This is a genomic window from Pseudomonas sp. UTLPPB19802 (genome assembly GCF_059730225.1).
In genome coordinates this window covers 1,495,931-1,515,462 of record NZ_AP048545.1, presented here as the reverse complement: position 1 = coordinate 1,515,462, position 19,532 = coordinate 1,495,931, and the positions used below count along the sequence as shown (strand labels likewise).

Annotated in this window: 27 protein-coding genes; all 27 read right to left on the bottom strand. The window is 56.3% G+C overall.

Annotation, left to right across the window (positions count from 1 at the left end):
- Nucleotides 1-7: 7 nt before the first annotated feature.
- Nucleotides 8-1,336 (bottom strand): preprotein translocase subunit SecY, encoded by a 1,329-nt coding sequence (secY, locus tag AC6I6U_RS06890; protein ID WP_010443917.1) that lies wholly within the window; start codon nt 1,334-1,336, stop codon nt 8-10.
- Entirely contained in the window at nt 1,337-1,771 is a 435-nt protein-coding gene (gene rplO, locus AC6I6U_RS06885; RefSeq protein WP_010220318.1) for a 50S ribosomal protein L15, read from the bottom strand. It abuts the gene before it with no gap.
- A 3-nt stretch (nt 1,772-1,774) separates the two neighbouring features.
- Nucleotides 1,775-1,951 carry a 50S ribosomal protein L30 gene (gene rpmD, locus AC6I6U_RS06880; RefSeq protein ID WP_026144795.1) on the bottom strand — a complete coding sequence of 59 codons (177 nt, stop codon included), beginning with the start codon at nt 1,949-1,951 and terminating at the stop codon, nt 1,775-1,777.
- Between the two features lie 2 nt (nt 1,952-1,953).
- Nucleotides 1,954-2,454, bottom strand: a complete 501-nt coding sequence (gene rpsE / locus AC6I6U_RS06875; RefSeq protein WP_017901539.1) for a 30S ribosomal protein S5 — start codon at nt 2,452-2,454, stop codon at nt 1,954-1,956.
- A 3-nt stretch (nt 2,455-2,457) separates the two neighbouring features.
- Complete coding sequence (gene rplR, locus AC6I6U_RS06870; protein WP_003186037.1) at nt 2,458-2,808, bottom strand: 50S ribosomal protein L18; 351 nt, start codon at nt 2,806-2,808, stop codon at nt 2,458-2,460.
- Between the two features lie 10 nt (nt 2,809-2,818).
- The gene (rplF, locus tag AC6I6U_RS06865; RefSeq protein ID WP_010443920.1) at nt 2,819-3,352 is read right to left on the bottom strand and encodes a 50S ribosomal protein L6; all 534 of its coding nucleotides are present in this window, start codon (nt 3,350-3,352) and stop codon (nt 2,819-2,821) included.
- A gap of 12 nt (nt 3,353-3,364) precedes the next feature.
- The gene (rpsH, locus tag AC6I6U_RS06860; protein WP_017901536.1) at nt 3,365-3,757 is read right to left on the bottom strand and encodes a 30S ribosomal protein S8; all 393 of its coding nucleotides are present in this window, start codon (nt 3,755-3,757) and stop codon (nt 3,365-3,367) included.
- 211 nt (nt 3,758-3,968) lie between these two features.
- On the bottom strand, nt 3,969-4,274 hold the full coding sequence (rpsN, locus tag AC6I6U_RS06855; RefSeq protein ID WP_497881245.1) for a 30S ribosomal protein S14: 306 nt from the start codon (nt 4,272-4,274) through the stop codon (nt 3,969-3,971).
- Between the two features lie 13 nt (nt 4,275-4,287).
- A complete protein-coding gene (rplE, locus tag AC6I6U_RS06850; protein ID WP_010443923.1) occupies nt 4,288-4,827 on the bottom strand; it encodes a 50S ribosomal protein L5 in 540 nt (179 codons plus the stop codon).
- Between the two features lie 20 nt (nt 4,828-4,847).
- The gene (rplX, locus tag AC6I6U_RS06845) at nt 4,848-5,162 is read right to left on the bottom strand and encodes a 50S ribosomal protein L24 (protein ID WP_010443924.1); all 315 of its coding nucleotides are present in this window, start codon (nt 5,160-5,162) and stop codon (nt 4,848-4,850) included.
- An 11-nt stretch (nt 5,163-5,173) separates the two neighbouring features.
- Entirely contained in the window at nt 5,174-5,542 is a 369-nt protein-coding gene (gene rplN, locus AC6I6U_RS06840; protein ID WP_010443925.1) for a 50S ribosomal protein L14, read from the bottom strand.
- Between the two features lie 23 nt (nt 5,543-5,565).
- Entirely contained in the window at nt 5,566-5,832 is a 267-nt protein-coding gene (rpsQ, locus tag AC6I6U_RS06835) for a 30S ribosomal protein S17 (protein ID WP_010443926.1), read from the bottom strand.
- 2 nt (nt 5,833-5,834) lie between these two features.
- The gene (gene rpmC / locus AC6I6U_RS06830; RefSeq protein ID WP_002555481.1) at nt 5,835-6,026 is read right to left on the bottom strand and encodes a 50S ribosomal protein L29; all 192 of its coding nucleotides are present in this window, start codon (nt 6,024-6,026) and stop codon (nt 5,835-5,837) included.
- Nucleotides 6,026-6,439 (bottom strand): 50S ribosomal protein L16, encoded by a 414-nt coding sequence (rplP, locus tag AC6I6U_RS06825; RefSeq protein ID WP_003228729.1) that lies wholly within the window; start codon nt 6,437-6,439, stop codon nt 6,026-6,028. The genes rpmC and rplP overlap by 1 nt, the downstream gene beginning before the upstream one ends.
- A gap of 12 nt (nt 6,440-6,451) precedes the next feature.
- Nucleotides 6,452-7,138 carry a 30S ribosomal protein S3 gene (gene rpsC / locus AC6I6U_RS06820; protein WP_010443927.1) on the bottom strand — a complete coding sequence of 229 codons (687 nt, stop codon included), beginning with the start codon at nt 7,136-7,138 and terminating at the stop codon, nt 6,452-6,454.
- A 13-nt stretch (nt 7,139-7,151) separates the two neighbouring features.
- Nucleotides 7,152-7,484 (bottom strand): 50S ribosomal protein L22, encoded by a 333-nt coding sequence (rplV, locus tag AC6I6U_RS06815; RefSeq protein ID WP_003103908.1) that lies wholly within the window; start codon nt 7,482-7,484, stop codon nt 7,152-7,154.
- An 11-nt stretch (nt 7,485-7,495) separates the two neighbouring features.
- Nucleotides 7,496-7,771 carry a 30S ribosomal protein S19 gene (gene rpsS, locus AC6I6U_RS06810; RefSeq protein ID WP_002555486.1) on the bottom strand — a complete coding sequence of 92 codons (276 nt, stop codon included), beginning with the start codon at nt 7,769-7,771 and terminating at the stop codon, nt 7,496-7,498.
- Between the two features lie 16 nt (nt 7,772-7,787).
- On the bottom strand, nt 7,788-8,612 hold the full coding sequence (gene rplB, locus AC6I6U_RS06805; RefSeq protein WP_497881244.1) for a 50S ribosomal protein L2: 825 nt from the start codon (nt 8,610-8,612) through the stop codon (nt 7,788-7,790).
- A 14-nt stretch (nt 8,613-8,626) separates the two neighbouring features.
- Nucleotides 8,627-8,926 (bottom strand): 50S ribosomal protein L23, encoded by a 300-nt coding sequence (gene rplW, locus AC6I6U_RS06800; RefSeq protein WP_002555488.1) that lies wholly within the window; start codon nt 8,924-8,926, stop codon nt 8,627-8,629.
- The gene (gene rplD / locus AC6I6U_RS06795) at nt 8,923-9,525 is read right to left on the bottom strand and encodes a 50S ribosomal protein L4 (protein WP_010443949.1); all 603 of its coding nucleotides are present in this window, start codon (nt 9,523-9,525) and stop codon (nt 8,923-8,925) included. Before rplD ends, rplW begins: the two co-directional genes overlap by 4 nt.
- A gap of 12 nt (nt 9,526-9,537) precedes the next feature.
- Nucleotides 9,538-10,173 carry a 50S ribosomal protein L3 gene (gene rplC / locus AC6I6U_RS06790; RefSeq protein WP_010443950.1) on the bottom strand — a complete coding sequence of 212 codons (636 nt, stop codon included), beginning with the start codon at nt 10,171-10,173 and terminating at the stop codon, nt 9,538-9,540.
- Between the two features lie 81 nt (nt 10,174-10,254).
- Nucleotides 10,255-10,566, bottom strand: a complete 312-nt coding sequence (rpsJ, locus tag AC6I6U_RS06785) for a 30S ribosomal protein S10 (RefSeq protein WP_003186070.1) — start codon at nt 10,564-10,566, stop codon at nt 10,255-10,257.
- Nucleotides 10,567-10,724: 158 nt separating this feature from the next.
- Nucleotides 10,725-11,918, bottom strand: a complete 1,194-nt coding sequence (gene tuf / locus AC6I6U_RS06780) for an elongation factor Tu (protein ID WP_010443956.1) — start codon at nt 11,916-11,918, stop codon at nt 10,725-10,727.
- Between the two features lie 30 nt (nt 11,919-11,948).
- Nucleotides 11,949-14,096, bottom strand: coding sequence for an elongation factor G (gene fusA / locus AC6I6U_RS06775; RefSeq protein WP_497881243.1), 2,148 nt, complete (start codon nt 14,094-14,096; stop codon nt 11,949-11,951).
- A gap of 30 nt (nt 14,097-14,126) precedes the next feature.
- Nucleotides 14,127-14,600, bottom strand: coding sequence for a 30S ribosomal protein S7 (rpsG, locus tag AC6I6U_RS06770; protein ID WP_007970418.1), 474 nt, complete (start codon nt 14,598-14,600; stop codon nt 14,127-14,129).
- 110 nt (nt 14,601-14,710) lie between these two features.
- Nucleotides 14,711-15,082 (bottom strand): 30S ribosomal protein S12, encoded by a 372-nt coding sequence (gene rpsL, locus AC6I6U_RS06765; protein WP_003186084.1) that lies wholly within the window; start codon nt 15,080-15,082, stop codon nt 14,711-14,713.
- Nucleotides 15,083-15,298: 216 nt separating this feature from the next.
- Nucleotides 15,299-19,498: a DNA-directed RNA polymerase subunit beta' gene (gene rpoC / locus AC6I6U_RS06760; RefSeq protein WP_497881242.1), complete on the bottom strand. Its 4,200-nt coding sequence runs from the start codon at nt 19,496-19,498 to the stop codon at nt 15,299-15,301.
- Nucleotides 19,499-19,532: the final 34 nt, after the last annotated feature.

Sequence of the window (19,532 nt, the reverse complement as noted above, 5' to 3'; positions counted from 1 at the left end):
GGGTGCTTCAGCGCAGCATGCCGCTGCCGTAGCCCTTCAGGTTGGCTTTCTTCATCAGGGATTCGTACTGGTGCGAAACGAGGTGCGATTGCACTTGGGACATGAAGTCCATCACAACCACGACCACGATCAGCAACGAGGTCCCGCCAAGGTAGAACGGAACGTTTGCTGCAACCACCAGGAACTGGGGCAGCAGGCACACGGCCGTCATATATAGAGCACCGAACATGGTCAAACGGGTCAGAACGCCATCAATGTAGCGCGCCGACTGCTCGCCCGGACGGATACCCGGAATAAAGGCACCGGACTTCTTCAGGTTTTCCGCTACGTCTTTCGGATTGAACATCAACGCCGTATAGAAGAAGCAGAAGAAAATAATCCCTGCACTAAACAGCAGAATATTCAACGGCTGACCAGGAGCGATCGACTGCGAGATGTCCTGCAACCAGCCCATACCTTCAGACTGACCGAACCAGGCACCCAACGAAGCCGGAAACAGCAAGATGCTGCTCGCGAAGATAGCTGGAATCACACCGGCCATATTCACTTTCAGCGGCAAGTGGCTGGTCTGCGCAGCGAAGACCTTGCGGCCCTGCTGACGCTTGGCGTAGTGAACAGCAATACGACGCTGACCACGCTCAATGAACACCACGAAACCGATAATCGCTACTGCCAGCAAACCGATGGCAACCAGGGCGAAAATGTTGATATCACCCTGACGCGCAGACTCGAAAGACTGCCCGATCGCTCTCGGAAGACCGGCGACGATACCCGAAAAAATCAACATCGAGATACCGTTGCCAACACCGCGCTCTGTAATCTGCTCACCCAGCCACATCATGAACATCGCACCAGCCACGAACGTGGATACCGCGACGAAATGGAAGCCGAAGTCAGCAGAAAAAGCTACGCCCTGACCAGCCAGACCAATGGACATGCCAATGGCTTGAACAAGAGCCAGGACGACGGTGCCATAGCGGGTGTACTGGCTGATCTTACGACGACCAGCCTCACCTTCCTTCTTCAACTGCTCCAGCTGCGGGCTGATAGCGGTCATCAGTTGCATGATGATCGATGCCGAAATGTACGGCATGATCCCCAGTGCAAAGATACTCATCCGCTCCAGCGCGCCGCCGGAAAACATGTTGAACAAGCTAAGAATGGTCCCCTCATTCTGTCGAAACAGGTCCGCCAGCCGGTCCGGATTGATACCTGGAACTGGGATGTGCGCACCTATCCGGTAGACGATAATCGCCAGGAACAGGAAGCGCAGTCGAGCCCAGAGCTCGGATAACCCGCCTTTGCTGAGCGCTGAGAGAGCACCTTGCTTAGCCATTTATTCCTCGAACTTGCCGCCAGCTGCTTCGATAGCCGCACGCGCACCTTTGGTGGCGGCGATGCCCTTGATAGTTACAGCGCGAGTCACTTCGCCCGACAGCATGATTTTCACACGCTGAACGTTCTGGTTGATCACGTTGGCATCTTTCAGGGACTGCACGGTTACGACGTCGCCTTCCACCTTGGCCAGCTCGGACAGACGCACTTCTGCGCGATCCATGGCTTTCAGGGAAACGAAACCGAACTTCGGCAGGCGACGATGCAGCGGCTGCTGACCGCCTTCAAAGCCTGGAGCGATGGTGCCACCGGAACGGGAGGTCTGACCTTTGTGGCCACGGCCACCAGTCTTACCCAAACCGCTACCGATACCACGGCCCGGACGATGCTTTTCGCGACGGGAACCCGGCGCTGGACTCAGATCATTGAGTTTCATCGATTAACCCTCGACACGCAGCATGTAGTAAGCCTTGTTGATCATCCCGCGATTCTCGGGAGTATCCTGGACTTCTACAGTGTGACCGATGCGACGCAGACCCAGACCCTTAACGCACAGTTTGTGGCTAGGGATGCGGCCGCTGGTGCTTTTGATCAGCGTTACTTTTACCGTTGCCATGATCACAGGATCTCCGCTGCAGTTTTGCCGCGCTTGGCAGCAATGGACTCAGGGGACTGCATGGCTTTCAGACCTTTGAAAGTGGCGTGAACCACGTTTACCGGGTTGGTCGAGCCGTAGCACTTGGCCAGAACGTTCTGAACGCCAGCAACTTCGAGGACAGCACGCATAGCGCCGCCAGCGATGATACCGGTACCTTCAGATGCAGGCTGCATGTAGACCTTCGAAGCGCCATGGGCGGACTTCGTGGCGTACTGCAGAGTAGTACCGTTCAGGTCTACCTGGATCATGTTGCGGCGAGCAGCTTCCATAGCCTTCTGGATCGCAGCAGGCACTTCACGCGACTTGCCACGGCCGAAGCCTACACGGCCCTTACCATCACCAACCACGGTCAACGCGGTGAAAGTGAAGATACGGCCACCTTTTACGGTTTTGGCTACGCGGTTAACTTGAACCAGCTTCTCGATGTAGCCTTCGTCGCGCTTTTGGTCGTTATTGGACATAACTTAGAACTCCAGCCCAGCTTCACGAGCAGCATCAGCCAGCGCCTTGACGCGGCCGTGGTACTTGAAGCCAGAGCGGTCGAAAGCCACCTGCGAGACGCCAGCGGCCTTAGCACGCGTAGCGACCAGCTGGCCAACCTTAGTGGCCGCGTCGATGTTGCCGGTGGCACCATCACGCAGTTCTTTATCCAAAGTCGAGGCGCTGGCCAGGACCTTGTTGCCGTCGGCCGAAATGACCTGGGCGTAGATGTGCTGCGAAGAGCGGAACACGCAGAGACGCACGACTTCGAGTTCGTGCATTTTCAGGCGTGCTTTGCGAGCGCGACGCAGTCGAGTAACTTTTTTGTCGGTCATTTGCTATGCCCTACTTCTTCTTGGCTTCTTTACGACGGACGACTTCGTCCGCGTAGCGCACACCTTTACCTTTGTAAGGCTCTGGTGGACGGAAGTCGCGGATCTCGGCGGCCACCTGACCTACCAGCTGCTTGTCGATACCCTTGATCAGGATGTCGGTCTGGCTAGGAGTTTCAGCGGTGATGCCTTCCGGCAGTTCGTAGTCCACTGGGTGCGAGAAGCCAAGGGCCAGGTTCAGGACCGAGCCTTTTGCTTGCGCTTTGTAACCAACACCGACCAGCTGGAGCTTGCGCTCGAAGCCTTGGCTTACGCCCTGGACCATGTTGTTTACCAACGCACGAGTGGTACCGGCCATTGCGCGAGTTTGTTGATCGCCATTGCGAGCAGCGAAACGCAGCTCACCAGCTTCTTCAACAATTTCAACGGACGAATGGACGTTCAGTTCGAGAGTGCCCTTGGCACCCTTCACCGAAAGCTGTTGGCCGGCGAATTTGACTTCGACACCAGCTGGCAGCTTAACGGGGTTCTTAGCGACGCGAGACATGCTTATCCCCCCTTAGAACACTGTGCAAAGAACTTCGCCGCCGACACCGGCAGCGCGCGCAGCACGATCAGTCATCACACCTTTGTTGGTGGAGACGATAGACACGCCCAGACCGCCACGTACTTTCGGCAGTTCTTCGACGGACTTGTACTGACGCAGGCCAGGACGGCTAACGCGCTTCACTTCCTCGATGACCGGACGGCCTTCGAAGTACTTCAGCTCGATGGACAGCGACGGCTTGGCGTCGGTAGTTACCTGAAAACCCGCGATGTAACCTTCGTCCTTCAGGACTTTTGCTACAGCCACCTTCAGCGTGGAAGACGGCATGCTTACGACGGACTTTTCAGCCATCTGGGCATTACGGATTCGAGTTAGCATGTCCGCTAACGGGTCCTGCATACTCATGGGCTAGATGCTCCTGATACAAAAAAAATGAGCCTTGCGGCTACAACTGTCGCCGAGTACTCCACACGTAAAAAGTGCAGGCTCAGGCGAGCCGGTCATTCTAGACACACACCAGAAATGAATCAAGCCCCAAAAGGGGCTTGATTCAGACTCCAGGTCACCGCCGGTCAGTATCTTGCGAACCCGACCGAGGCGACTTAGGAAGTGCGGCTTACCAGCTGGCTTTGACCAGACCTGGTACGTCACCACGCATGGCGGCTTCACGCAGCTTGTTACGGCCCAGGCCGAACTTGCGGTAAACGCCGTGCGGACGACCAGTCAGGCGGCAGCGGTTACGCAGGCGCGAGGCGCTGGCGTCACGTGGCTGCTTCTGCAGAGCGACGGAAGCTTCCCAACGCGCTTCTGGACTTGCGTTCAGATCGACGATGATAGCTTTCAGCGCTGCACGCTTGGTGGCGTACTTGGCAACGGTGAGCTGACGCTTCAGCTCACGGTTTTTCATGCTCTTCTTGGCCATTTTCCTACTCCAATCAGTTGCGGAACGGGAATTTGAAAGCACGCAGCAGTGCGCGACCTTCTTCATCCGTCTTGGCAGTGGTGGTCAGGGTAATGTCCAGACCGCGCAGAGCATCGATCTTGTCGTAATCGATTTCCGGGAAAATGATCTGCTCTTTCACGCCCATGCTGTAGTTGCCACGACCATCGAAGGACTTGGCATTCAGGCCGCGGAAGTCGCGAACCCGAGGCAGGGAGATCGACAGCAGACGATCCAGGAACTCATACATACGATCGCGACGCAGGGTCACTTTGACACCGATCGGCCAACCTTCGCGGACCTTGAAGCCAGCGATGGATTTGCGAGCGTGAGTCACAACGACTTTCTGGCCGGTGATCTTCTCCAGGTCAGCAACAGCGTGCTCGATGACTTTCTTGTCGCCGATCGCTTCGCCCAGACCCATGTTCAGGGTGATCTTGGTAATGCGCGGAACTTCCATCACGTTCGCCAGCTTAAGTTCTTCCTTAAGCTTCGGAGCGATTTCCTTCCGGTAAATCTCTTTCAGTCGTGCCATGGTCTTCTACCTAGCAGTGTTCAAGCATCAACCGCTTTTTGGGTCGACTTGAAGACACGAATTTTCTTGCCGTCTTCTACTTTGAAACCAACGCGGTCAGCCTTGTTGGTTTCGCTGTTGAAAATGGCGACGTTGGAAGCGTGCAGTGGCGCTTCTTTCTCGACGATACCGCCCTGTACGCCCGACATCGGGTTAGGCTTGGTATGACGCTTGACCAGGTTCAGGCCACCGACGACCAGACGGTCATCAGCCAGAACCTTAAGCACCTTACCGCGCTTACCTTTGTCTTTGCCGGCGATCACGATGATCTCGTCGTCACGACGAATCTTTTGCATGTCGGATCTCCTTACAGCACTTCTGGGGCGAGCGAGACGATCTTCATGAACTTCTCGTTGCGAAGTTCACGGGTCACTGGCCCAAAGATACGGGTGCCGATCGGCTCTTGCTTGTTGTTCAGCAGAACAGCAGCGTTGCCATCAAAGCGGATAATCGAACCATCGGCACGACGTACGCCGTGACGGGTGCGGACTACAACAGCAGTCATCACCTGGCCTTTCTTCACCTTACCGCGAGGAATTGCTTCCTTGACGGTAACTTTGATGATGTCACCGATAGCAGCGTAACGACGATGAGAGCCACCAAGCACCTTGATGCACATAACGCGACGAGCGCCGCTGTTATCGGCCACATCGAGCATGGATTGAGTCTGAATCATATAATTTCTCCGACCCCTAGCCCTTAGACTTCCACAGCGCGTTCGATAACATCAACCAGCGCCCAAGACTTGGTCTTGGCCAGCGGACGGGTCTCACGAATAGTGACCTTGTCGCCGATGTGGCACTGATTGGTTTCGTCGTGCGCGTGCAGCTTAGTCGAACGCTTAACGTATTTACCGTAGATCGGGTGCTTTACGCGACGCTCGATCAGAACGGTGATGGTCTTGTCCATTTTGTCGCTGACAACACGGCCAGTCAGCGTACGGACGGTCTTTTCGGCTTCAGCCATGATCACTTACCTGCCTGCTGGTTGAGCACAGTTTTCACACGAGCGATGTCGCGCTTAACTTGCGAGAGCAGGTGAGACTGCCCCAACTGGCCAGTTGCTTTCTGCATGCGCAGATTGAACTGGTCGCGCAGCAGGCCGAGCAGTTGCTCGTTCAGCTGCTGTGCGGATTTTTCACGAAGTTCATTCGCTTTCATCACATCACCGTCCGTTTAACAAAGGAGGTGGCGAGCGGCAGCTTTGCAGCAGCCAGGGCGAAAGCCTCACGCGCCAGCTCTTCAGAAACACCCTCGATTTCATACAGGACTTTGCCTGGCTGAATCTGGGCAACCCAGTATTCCACGTTACCCTTACCTTTACCCATCCGAACTTCGAGGGGCTTTTTGGAGATAGGCTTGTCCGGGAATACACGGATCCAGATCTTGCCGCCACGTTTTACGTGACGGGTCAGGGCACGACGTGCCGACTCGATCTGACGAGCGGTGAGACGACCGCGAGCAACAGACTTCAGCGCGAACTCGCCGAAGCTGACTTTGCTACCGCGCAGTGCCAGACCACGGTTGTGGCCGGTCATCTGCTTGCGGAACTTCGTACGCTTTGGTTGCAACATTTGGCGTACCCCTTACTTAGCAGCTTTTTTACGAGGCGCTGGTGCTTGTGGTTTCAGTTCTTCTTGGCGACCACCAATTACTTCGCCTTTGAAGATCCAAACCTTCACACCGATCACACCGTAGGTGGTGTGAGCTTCGTAGGTGGCATAGTCGATATCGGCACGCAGGGTGTGCAGTGGCACACGACCTTCGCGATACCATTCAGTACGTGCGATCTCAGCACCGCCGAGACGACCGCTCACCTGGATCTTGATGCCCTTGGCACCAATGCGCATGGCGTTCTGTACGGCGCGCTTCATGGCGCGACGGAACATTACGCGACGCTCCAGCTGCTGAGCTACGCTCTGCGCAACCAGCATACCGTCGAGTTCCGGCTTGCGGATCTCTTCGATATTGATGTGCACGGGCACACCCATTTGCTTGGTCAGGTCCTGACGCAGCTTCTCAACATCTTCACCTTTCTTCCCGATAACGATACCTGGACGAGCGGTGTGGATGGTGATGCGTGCGGTTTGAGCCGGACGATGGATATCGATACGGCTTACGGACGCGCTTTTTAGTTTGTCTTGGAGGTACGCACGCACGTTCAGATCTGCAAGCAGATAGTCCGCGTAAGTGCGACCGTCTGCGTACCAGACGGAGGTGTGCTCCTTGACGATTCCCAGGCGAATGCCAATGGGATGTACTTTCTGACCCATCTCTTCGACTCCGTTACTTGTCAGCAACCTTGACAGTGATATGGCAAGACCGCTTGACGATGCGATCAGCACGGCCTTTGGCACGTGGCATGATGCGCTTCAGCGAACGCCCTTCGTTGACGAAAACAGTGCTGACCTTCAGGTCATCAACGTCTGCGCCTTCGTTATGCTCGGCGTTGGCTACGGCCGACTCCAGCACTTTTTTCATGATCTCGGCGGCTTTCTTACTGCTGAAAGCCAGCAGGTTGAGCGCTTCGCCCACCTTCTTCCCGCGGATCTGGTCGGCGACCAAGCGGGCTTTCTGGGCGGAGATTCGAGCGCCCGACAACTTAGCGGCTACTTCCATTTCCTAACCCCTTAACGCTTGGCTTTCTTGTCGGCCACATGACCACGATAGGTACGGGTGCCGGCAAATTCGCCCAGTTTGTGACCGACCATGTCTTCGTTCACGAGAACTGGAACATGTTGACGACCGTTATGCACAGCGATGGTCAGACCGACCATTTGTGGCAGGATCATCGAACGACGCGACCAGGTCTTAACTGGTTTGCGATCGTTCTTCTCCGCCGCCACTTCGATCTTCTTCAGTAGGTGAAGATCGATAAAAGGACCTTTTTTCAGAGAACGTGGCACTGTCGTATCCCTCTATTTACTTGCGACGACGGACGATCATTTTGTCGGTACGCTTATTACCACGAGTCTTCGCGCCCTTAGTCGGGAAGCCCCACGGCGATACCGGATGACGACCACCGGAGGTACGACCTTCACCACCACCATGCGGGTGGTCAACCGGGTTCATGGCAACACCACGAACGGTTGGGCGAACGCCACGCCAGCGTTTGGCACCGGCTTTACCCAGGGAACGCAGGCTGTGCTCGGAGTTCGAGACTTCGCCAAGCGTTGCACGGCATTCCGACAGCACTTTACGCATTTCACCGGAACGCAGACGCAGGGTAACGTAGACGCCTTCACGAGCGATCAGCTGAGCCGAAGCACCAGCGGAACGAGCGATCTGAGCACCCTTGCCTGGTTTCAGTTCGATACCGTGTACGGTCGAACCCACCGGGATGTTGCGCAGCTGCAGGGAGTTGCCTGGCTTGATTGGAGCCAGAGCACCCGCGATCAGCTGGTCGCCAGCACTCACGCCTTTAGGCGCGATGATGTAGCGACGTTCGCCGTCTGCGTACAGCAGCAGAGCGATGTGAGCAGTACGGTTTGGATCGTATTCGATACGCTCGACAGTGGCAGCGATGCCATCTTTGTCGTTGCGACGGAAGTCGACCAGACGATAATGCTGCTTATGACCACCACCCACGTGACGTGTAGTGATACGGCCATTGTTGTTACGACCACCAGACTTCGATTTTTTCTCGAGCAGCGGTGCGTGAGGAGCGCCTTTGTGCAGCCCCTGGTTGACCACCTTGACCACAAAACGGCGGCCAGGGGAAGTCGGTTTGCATTTAACGATTGCCATGATGCACCCCTTCCTTACTCAGCACTGCTGCTGAAATCGAGATCTTGGCCTGGCTGAAGGGAAATAACTGCCTTCTTCCAGTCATTACGCTTGCCCAGACCGCGAGCGGTACGCTTGCTCTTACCCAGAACGTTCAGGGTAGTCACGCGCTCTACTTTCACGCTGAACAGGCTTTCGACGGCCTTCTTGATTTCCAGCTTGGTTGCGTCAGTTGCAACCTTGAAAACGAACTGGCCTTTCTTGTCTGCCAGAACCGTAGCCTTCTCGGAAACGTGCGGGCCAAGCAGAACTTTAAATACGCGTTCCTGGTTCATCCCAGCAGCTCCTCGAATTTCTTCACGGCCGACACGGTGATCAACACCTTGTCGTATGCGATCAGACTGACCGGATCGGAACCCTGCACGTCACGAACATCGACGTGTGGCAGGTTGCGAGCAGCCAGGTACAGGTTCTGGTCAACAGCGTCGGACACGATCAGAACGTCGGTCAGACTCATGCCAGTCAGTTTGCTCAGCAGGTCTTTGGTTTTCGGGGTTTCAACAGCGAAATCCTGAACAACAACCAGACGATCAGTACGCACCAGCTCAGCAAGGATGGAACGCATTGCTGCGCGGTACATCTTCTTGTTCAGCTTCTGGGAGTGATCCTGAGGACGAGCTGCGAAAGTGGTACCGCCGCCGCGCCAGATTGGGCTACGGATAGTACCGGCACGAGCACGGCCAGTACCTTTCTGACGCCACGGGCGCTTGCCGCCACCGGAAACGTCGGAACGGGTCTTCTGCTGCTTGCTACCTTGACGGCCGCCAGCCATGTAGGCCACGACTGCTTGGTGAACCAGCGTCTCGTTGAACTCGCCGCCAAATGTCAGTTCGGAAACTTCGATCGCTTGAGCGTCATTTACATTTAATTGCATGTCAGCTTCCCCTTAACCGCGAGCCTTGGCTGCTGGACGTACAACCACGTTGCCGCCAGTAGCGCCAGGAACAGCGCCCTTGACCAACAACAGATTGCGTTCAGCGTCCACGCGCACTACTTCCAGGGACTGCACGGTCACGCGCTCTGCGCCCATATGACCGGACATTTTCTTGCCCTTGAATACACGACCAGGAGTCTGGCACTGGCCGATAGAGCCTGGAACGCGGTGGGATACGGAGTTACCGTGGGTGTTATCTTGCCCGCGGAAATTCCAACGCTTGATCGTACCGGCGAAACCCTTACCTTTGGACTGACCGGTTACATCAACCAGTTGACCAGCAGCGAAGATTTCAGCGTTGATCAGGTCGCCGGCCTTGTATTCGCCTTCTTCAAGGCGGAATTCCAGCACGGTGCGACCAGCGGCAACGTTCGCCTTGGCGAAGTGACCAGCTTGAGCAGCTGTAACACGCGAAGCGCGACGCTCGCCGACAGTGACTTGCACTGCACGGTAGCCATCGGTCTCTTCAGTTTTGAACTGGGTGACGCGATTCGGTTCGATCTCGATGACCGTGACCGGAATGGAGACACCTTCTTCGGTGAAAATACGGGTCATACCGCATTTACGACCGACTACACCAATAGTCATGTTGTAAACCTCATGAGTGTACGGGGCTTTCACCCGCTATGGCCGCCCATTTCAGAGCGTTACACGACCAAGACCTGAGTCTTAGCCGAGGCTGATCTGCACTTCCACACCTGCCGCAAGATCAAGCTTCATAAGAGCGTCAACGGTTTTATCCGTTGGCTGGACGATGTCCAGGACGCGCTTGTGAGTGCGGATCTCGTACTGGTCACGCGCGTCTTTGTTGACGTGCGGGGAGACCAGAACGGTGAACCGCTCTTTGCGAGTAGGCAGTGGAATTGGACCACGCACTTGAGCACCAGTACGTTTCGCGGTTTCCACGATTTCCTGGGTGGATTGGTCGATCAGGCGATGGTCAAAGGCCTTCAACCTGATACGGATTTGCTGATTTTGCATTGGATTTCAGACTCCGGCTGCTATTCCCACCGGGCGCAATACGCCCGTTAAAAGGAGGCGCAATTCTATAGACGCCCCAGATAGGTGTCAACCCAATAAAAAAGCCCCCGCTGAGCGGGGGCTTTTTCAAAGCATCAAGCTGACTCTAGAAAAGAGGCTTACTCGATGATTTTAGCTACGACGCCAGCACCAACGGTACGGCCGCCTTCACGGATTGCGAAACGCAGACCGTCTTCCATCGCGATGGTTTTGATCAGGGTAACAACCATTTGGATGTTGTCACCTGGCATTACCATTTCAACGCCTTCTGGCAGTTCGCAGTTACCGGTCACGTCAGTAGTACGGAAGTAGAACTGTGGACGGTAGCCTTTGAAGAACGGAGTATGACGGCCGCCTTCTTCCTTGCTCAGAACGTAGACTTCTGCGGTGAACTTGGTGTGCGGCTTGACCGAACCTGGCTTGACCAGAACCTGGCCACGCTCAACGTCGTCACGCTTGGTACCACGCAGCAGAACGCCGCAGTTCTCGCCAGCACGACCTTCGTCGAGCAGTTTGCGGAACATTTCAACACCGGTGCAGGTGGTGGTGGTGGTGTCACGCAGACCAACGATTTCCAGCGCGTCTTGAACCTTGACGATACCACGCTCGATACGGCCAGTTACTACGGTACCGCGACCGGAGATCGAGAACACGTCTTCGATTGGCATCAGGAACGGCTTGTCGATAGCACGCTCTGGCTCTGGGATGTAGCTGTCCAGAGTCTCTACCAGCTTCTTGACAGCGGTAGTGCCCATTTCGTTGTCGTCTTTGCCTTCCAGCGCCATACGAGCCGAACCGATGATGATTGGAGTGTCATCACCTGGGAAGTCGTAGGTGCTCAGCAGGTCGCGAACTTCCATCTCGACCAGTTCCAGCAGCTCAGCGTCATCTACCAGGTCAGCCTTGTTCAGGAAGACCACGATGTACGGAACGCCTACCTGACGGGACAGCAGGATGTGCTCACGAGTTTGCGGCATCGGACCATCAGCAGCCGAGCAAACCAGGATCGCGCCGTCCATCTGGGCAGCACCAGTGATCATGTTCTTCACGTAGTCAGCGTGACCTGGGCAGTCAACGTGAGCGTAGTGACGAATGTTCGAGTTGTACTCAACGTGCGCGGTGTTGATGGTGATACCGCGAGCTTTTTCTTCTGGAGCGCTGTCGATCTTGTCGAACTCAACGACTGCGGAACCGAAAACTTCGGAGCAAACGCGAGTCAGAGCAGCGGTCAGAGTGGTTTTACCGTGGTCAACGTGACCGATGGTGCCGACGTTGACGTGAGGTAGGGAACGATCAAATTTTTCTTTAGCCACGACAATTAACTCCTTGCCTAAAGGGCTGGATTAGCCTTGTTTTTTAACGAGAGCTTCGACGATGTTCGACGGAGCTTCGGCGTACTTGGAAAACTCCATGGAGTAGCTCGCGCGACCCTGGGACATGGAGCGAACATCGGTCGCATAACCGAACATTTCACCCAGCGGAACTTCAGCACGGATAACCTTGCCGGAGACCGAGTCATCCATACCCTGGATCAGACCACGACGACGGTTCAGGTCACCCATCACGTCACCCATGTAGTCCTCTGGGGTTACCACTTCAACCTTCATGATCGGCTCAAGCACAACACCGCCGCCCTTCTGGGCCAGCTGCTTGGTCGCCATGGAAGCCGCTACCTTGAACGCCATCTCGTTGGAGTCGACGTCGTGGTAGGAACCATCAAACACGGTAGCCTTCAGGCCGATCAGCGGATAGCCGGCAACAACGCCGTTCTTCATCTGCTCTTCGATACCCTTCTGGATAGCCGGGATGTATTCCTTAGGAACCACACCACCAACAACTTCGTTCGTGAAGACCAGACCTTCGGTGATGTTGCCATTCGCGTCAACATCCGGCTCCGAGAAACGGATCCAGCAGTGACCGAACTGACCGCGACCGCCGGACTGACGAACGAACTTGCCTTCGATCTCGACGTTGCTCTTGCTGATTTTCTCGCGGTACGAAACCTGCGGCTTGCCGATGTTGGCCTCGACGTTGAACTCGCGCTTCATGCGGTCAACGAGGATGTCCAGGTGCAGCTCACCCATACCGGAGATGATGGTCTGACCAGTCTCTTCGTCGGTCTTGACGCGGAACGACGGGTCTTCCTGAGCCAGCTTGCCCAGTGCGATACCCATCTTCTCCTGGTCCTGCTTGGTTTTCGGCTCTACCGCTACCGAAATTACAGGCTCAGGGAAATCCATACGCTCAAGGATGATCTGCTTTTCCAGATCGCACAGGGTGTCACCAGTGGTGACGTCCTTCATGCCGATCAGAGCAGCGATGTCACCTGCACGTACTTCCTTGATCTCTTCACGCTGGTTCGCGTGCATCTGCACCATACGACCAACGCGCTCTTTCTTGCCCTTGACCGAGTTGATGACGGAGTCGCCAGAGCTCAGGAAGCCAGAGTAGACACGCACGAAAGTCAGCGTACCAACGAACGGGTCGGTAGCGATCTTGAACGCCAGAGCCGAGAACGGTTCAGCATCGTCCGCATGACGCTCGTCGTAGTCGGCCTCGACCAGCTCATCCTTCGGCTTCTCGATGAGATCCGGATGAATACCTTTGATCGCAGGGATCTCGGTAGGAGCAGGCAGGAAGTCGATAACGGCGTCGAGAACCAGGGGAACACCCTTGTTCTTGAACGAAGAGCCGCAGACAGCAGGAACGATCTCGCTCGCCAGAGTACGGGCGCGCAGACCAGCCTTGATCTCTTCAGCCGACAAGTCACCTTCTTCAAGGTACTTGTTCATCAGCTCTTCGTTGGCTTCGGCAGCAGCCTCAACCATGTTGTTGCGCCACTCATTGGCCAGCTCGACCATATCGGCAGGAATCTCTTCCTCGCGATAGGTGGTGCCTTTATCGTCATCGTTCCAGTAGATGGCTTTCATCTTGATCAGGTCAACCTGACCCTGGAAGTTGTCTTCAGAACCGATCGCCAGTTGAACAGGAACCGGGGTGTGACCCAGGCGGTTCTTGATCTGACCGACAACGCGCAGGAAGTTGGCACCAGCGCGATCCATCTTGTTCACGTAGACAACACGTGGAACGCCGTACTTGTTGGCCTGACGCCATACGGTTTCGGACTGAGGCTCAACACCGGAAGTACCACAGAACACAACGACAGCGCCGTCAAGTACGCGCAGCGAGCGCTCTACTTCGATGGTGAAGTCAACGTGGCCGGGGGTGTCGATCACGTTCACACGATAGTTATCGTATTGACCGCGCGAACCTTTCCAGAAAGTGGTTACGGCAGCGGAGGTAATGGTAATACCCCGCTCCTGCTCCTGCACCATCCAGTCGGTGGTAGCAGCGCCGTCGTGAACCTCACCCATCTTGTGGCTGAGACCTGTGTAGAACAGGATCCGCTCGGTAGTGGTGGTCTTGCCCGCATCAACGTGGGCACAGATACCAATGTTACGGTAGCGGTTGATTGCTGTAGTACGAGCCATAAAGCCCTCGCAAAATTAGTGACGCTAAAATTAGAAGCGGTAGTGCGAGAAAGCCTTGTTGGCTTCAGCCATACGGTGCACGTCTTCACGCTTCTTAACTGCAGCACCTTTGCCTTCGGCGGCGTCCAACAGTTCGCCAGCCAAACGCAGAGCCATGGACTTCTCGCCGCGCTTGCGGGCGAAGTCTACCAACCAACGCATTGCCAGAGCATTACGGCGCGAAGGACGAACTTCTACCGGAACCTGGTAAGTAGCACCACCAACGCGGCGCGACTTCACTTCGACCAGCGGAGCGATGGCGTCGAGTGCTTTTTCGAAGAGTTCCAGGGGATCGGTACCGGCCTTGCGTGCCTTTACGGTATCCAGAGCACCGTAAACGATACGCTCGGCAACGGCCTTCTTGCCGCTTTCCATTACGTGGTTCATGAACTTGGCGAGAATCTGCGATCCGTACTTAGGATCGTCGAGAATCTCACGTTTGGCTGCTACGCGACGTCTTGGCATGATAAGCCCTCAAACGGTCTTCAGGTTAGCTCGGGACAACACACCCAAGGGTGTTCATGCCCGACCTTACTCTTATCGACTCAATAAAATTAAAAACTGCAAACGACCGATTACTTCGGACGCTTGGTACCGTATTTCGAACGACCCTGGTTACGGCCTTTAACGCCCGAAGTATCCAGAGAGCCGCGAACGGTGTGGTAACGAACACCTGGCAAGTCTTTTACACGACCGCCACGAATCAGAACCACGCTGTGTTCTTGCAGGTTGTGACCTTCACCACCGATGTACGAGGAAACCTCGAAACCGTTGGTCAGGCGCACACGGCATACTTTACGCAGTGCCGAGTTAGGTTTTTTCGGCGTAGTGGTGTACACACGGGTGCACACGCCACGACGTTGCGGGCAGTTCTGCAGCGCAGGAACGTCGGATTTCTCGACGATACGCTTACGCGGCTGACGTACCAGCTGGTTGATAGTTGCCATCTACTAGCTCCACTGTTGTCTTGCGACGCTATTGTCTCAAGAAAGCAAAATGGCAGGAACGGATCCCCGCCAAATTTAGGGGTACAAGAGTCTAAAGAGGATCTTGTCCCCAGTCAAGACGAGGCCCCGGCCTCCCCCTCCCACTCATCGCGACAAAAGATGTCGCGGTGAGCGGGAAAAAGCTACCAGGGCCTCACTCTACTACTACCGTCGAACTCAGTTACCGCTTGAGTTCAGCGCTTCGGTCAGTGCAGCTTCCACTTCACTGGCGCTTACGCGCAGCGGTTTGTCCAGTTCACGGCGACGCTTGCGCTCGCTGTGGTAGGCCAGACCGGTACCAGCCGGGATCAGGCGACCCACGACCACGTTTTCTTTCAGGCCGCGCAGGTAGTCGCGCTTGCCGGTTACGGCCGCTTCGGTCAGTACGCGGGTAGTTTCCTGGAAGGAAGCCGCGGAAATGAACGACTCGGTCGACAACGACGCCTTGGTGATACCCAGCAGCACGCGAGTGAACTTGGAGACGAACTTGTCTTCCGTCGCCAGGCGCTCGTTTTCCACGAGAACCTGAGTCAACTCCATCTGGTCGCCCTTGATGAAGCTGGAATCACCCGACTCACTGATCTCAACTTTACGCAGCATCTGACGCAGGATGGTCTCGATGTGCTTATCGTTGATCTTCACGCCCTGCAGACGGTAAACGTCCTGGATCTCGTTGACGATGTACTTGGCCAGCGCGCTGACACCCAGCAGACGCAGGATATCGTGCGGATCGCTTGGACCGTCGGAGATAACTTCGCCGCGGTTTACCTGTTCACCTTCGAAGACGTTCAGGTGGCGCCACTTCGGAATCAGCTCCTCGTACGGATCGCTACCATCGTTCGGGGTAATGACCAGACGGCGCTTGCCCTTGGTCTCTTTACCGAACGCGATGGTACCGCTGACCTCAGCCAGGATCGACGCCTCTTTCGGACGACGGGCCTCGAACAGGTCGGCAACACGCGGCAGACCACCGGTGATGTCGCGGGTCTTCGAAGTTTCCTGCGGGATACGCGCGATAACATCACCGATCGCGATCCGCGCACCGTCGGCCACACCGACCAGGGCGTTGGCTGGCAGGAAGTACTGAGCGATTACGTCAGTACCTGGCAGCAACAGATCCTTGCCGTTGTCGTCGACCATCTTCACCGCAGGACGAATGTCCTTGCCAGCAGCTGGACGATCCTTGACGTCGAGGACTTCGATGTTGGTCATACCGGTCAATTCGTCGGTCTGACGCTTGATCGTGATGCCTTCTTCCATGCCCACGTAGGTCACGGTACCTTTCATTTCGGTAACGATCGGGTGAGTGTGCGGGTCCCACTTGGCCACGATAGCGCCAGCGTCGACCTTGTCGCCTTCCTTCACCGAGATCACCGCACCGTACGGCAGCTTGTAGCGCTCGCGCTCACGACCGAAGTCGTCGGCAATCGCCAGCTCACCGGAACGGGATACCGCAACCAGGTGACCGTCGACACGCTCAACGTGCTTCAGGTTGTGCAGACGAACGGTACCGCCGTTTTTCACCTGGACGCTGTCGGCAGCCGAGGTCCGGCTCGCCGCACCACCGATGTGGAACGTACGCATGGTCAGCTGGGTACCCGGCTCACCGATGGACTGGGCAGCGATAACGCCGACCGCTTCACCGATGTTCACCTGGTGACCACGAGCCAGGTCGCGACCGTAGCACTTGGCGCAGATGCCATAACGGGTTTCGCAACTGATCGGCGAACGCACGATCACTTCGTCGATGCTGTTCAGCTCGATGAACTCGACCCACTTCTCGTCAACCAGGGTGCCAGCAGGAACGATGACGTCCTCGGTACCCGGCTTGAATACGTCACGGGCGATAACACGACCCAACACGCGCTCACCCAGCGGCTCTACGACGTCACCGCCCTCAATGTGCGGAGTCATCAGCAGGCCGTGCTCGGTGCCGCAATCGATCTCGGTCACCACCAGGTCTTGTGCCACGTCTACCAGACGACGAGTCAGGTAACCGGAGTTGGCGGTTTTCAACGCGGTATCCGCAAGACCCTTACGAGCACCGTGAGTGGAGATGAAGTACTGGAGTACGCTCAAACCTTCACGGAAGTTCGCAGTGATCGGCGTTTCGATGATGGAACCGTCCGGCTTGGCCATCAGGCCACGCATACCAGCCAGCTGACGAATCTGTGCTGCGGAACCCCGCGCACCCGAGTCAGCCATCATGTACATCGAGTTGAAGGATTCCTGGTCGACGGTTTCACCGTGACGATCGACAACCTTCTCTTTCGAGAGGTTTGCCATCATCGCCTTGGAAACTTCGTCGTTCGCCTTGGACCACAAGTCGATGACCTTGTTGTACTTCTCGCCCTGGGTTACCAGGCCGGACGCGTACTGGCTCTCGATCTCTTTCACTTCGTCGGTGGCAGCACCGATGATGCGGGCTTTCTCGTCAGGGATAACGAAGTCGTTAACACCGATGGAAACGCCGGAGATGGTCGAGTAGGCAAAACCGGTGTACATCAACTGGTCAGCGAAGATCACGGTCTCTTTCAGACCAACCACGCGGTAGCACTGGTTGATCAGTTTGGAGATCGCTTTCTTCTTCATCGGCAGGTTGACGACGTCGAACGACAGGCCCTTTGGAACCACCTGGAACAGCAGCGCACGGCCGACAGTGGTGTCGACGATACGGGTGTTCTGGACACTGCCGCCATCACGGTCGTTGACAGTTTCGCTGATACGAACCTTGATCTTGGCGTGCAGCGCGGCTTCGCCGGCGCGGAATACGCGGTCGACTTCCTGCAGGTCGGCGAACACACGACCTTCGCCCTTGGCGTTGATCGCTTCACGGGTCATGTAGTACAGACCCAGAACCACGTCCTGCGACGGAACGATGATCGGCTCACCGTTGGCTGGCGACAGGATGTTGTTGGTCGACATCATCAGCGCGCGCGCTTCCAGCTGGGCTTCCAGCGTCAGCGGCACGTGCACGGCCATCTGGTCACCGTCGAAGTCGGCGTTGTACGCAGCACAGACCAGAGGGTGCAGCTGGATGGCCTTACCTTCGATCAGTACCGGTTCAAAGGCCTGGATACCCAGACGGTGAAGGGTCGGCGCACGGTTGAGCAGTACGGGGTGTTCGCGAATCACTTCGGCGAGAACGTCCCACACCTCGGGCAGCTCGCGCTCGACCATCTTCTTGGCAGCCTTGATGGTGGTCGCCAGACCACGCATTTCCAGCTTGCCGAAAATGAACGGCTTGAACAGCTCGAGAGCCATTTTCTTCGGCAGACCGCACTGGTGCAGACGCAGGGTCGGGCCTACGGTAATTACCGAACGACCGGAGTAGTCAACGCGCTTACCGAGCAGGTTCTGACGGAAACGACCTTGCTTACCCTTGATCATGTCGGCCAGGGATTTCAGAGGACGCTTGTTCGAACCGGTGATGGCGCGACCGCGACGACCGTTGTCCAGCAGGGCGTCAACGGCTTCCTGCAGCATGCGCTTTTCGTTGCGCACGATGATGTCAGGCGCGGACAGATCCAGCAGGCGCTTGAGACGGTTGTTACGGTTGATCACTCGACGATACAGGTCGTTGAGATCGGAAGTCGCGAAACGACCGCCATCCAGTGGAACCAGTGGACGCAGGTCTGGCGGCAGAACCGGCAGAACGGTCAACACCATCCACTCAGGCAGGTTGCCGGAACCCTGGAAGGCTTCCATCAACTTCAGGCGCTTGGACAGCTTCTTGATCTTGGTTTCCGAGTTGGTTTGCGGAATCTCTTCGCGCAGACGGCCAATCTCGTGCTCCAGGTCGATCGCGTGCAGCAGTTCGCGGACAGCCTCGGCACCCATGCGGGCGTCGAAGTCGTCACCGAACTCTTCGAGGGCTTCGAAGTACTGCTCGTCGTTCAGCAGCTGGCCTTTTTCCAGGGTGGTCATGCCTGGGTCGATAACGACATAGCTCTCGAAGTAGAGAACGCGTTCGATATCACGCAGGGTCATGTCCATCAGCAGGCCGATACGGGACGGCAGGGACTTCAGGAACCAGATGTGGGCAACCGGCGAAGCCAGTTCGATGTGCGCCATGCGCTCACGACGAACCTTGGCCAGGGCGACTTCAACGCCGCACTTCTCGCAGATCACACCACGGTGCTTCAAGCGCTTGTACTTACCGCACAGGCACTCGTAATCCTTGACCGGGCCAAAGATCTTGGCGCAGAACAGGCCGTCACGCTCAGGCTTGAACGTACGGTAGTTGATGGTTTCCGGCTTTTTAACTTCACCGAACGACCACGAACGGATCATCTCAGGCGAGGCCAATCCGATACGGATGGCGTCGAACTCTTCGACTTGACCCTGGTTTTTCAGCAAATTCAGTAGGTCTTTCAAGGCCTTTCCTCCTGGCGGAGCAGAGAGCGGGCAT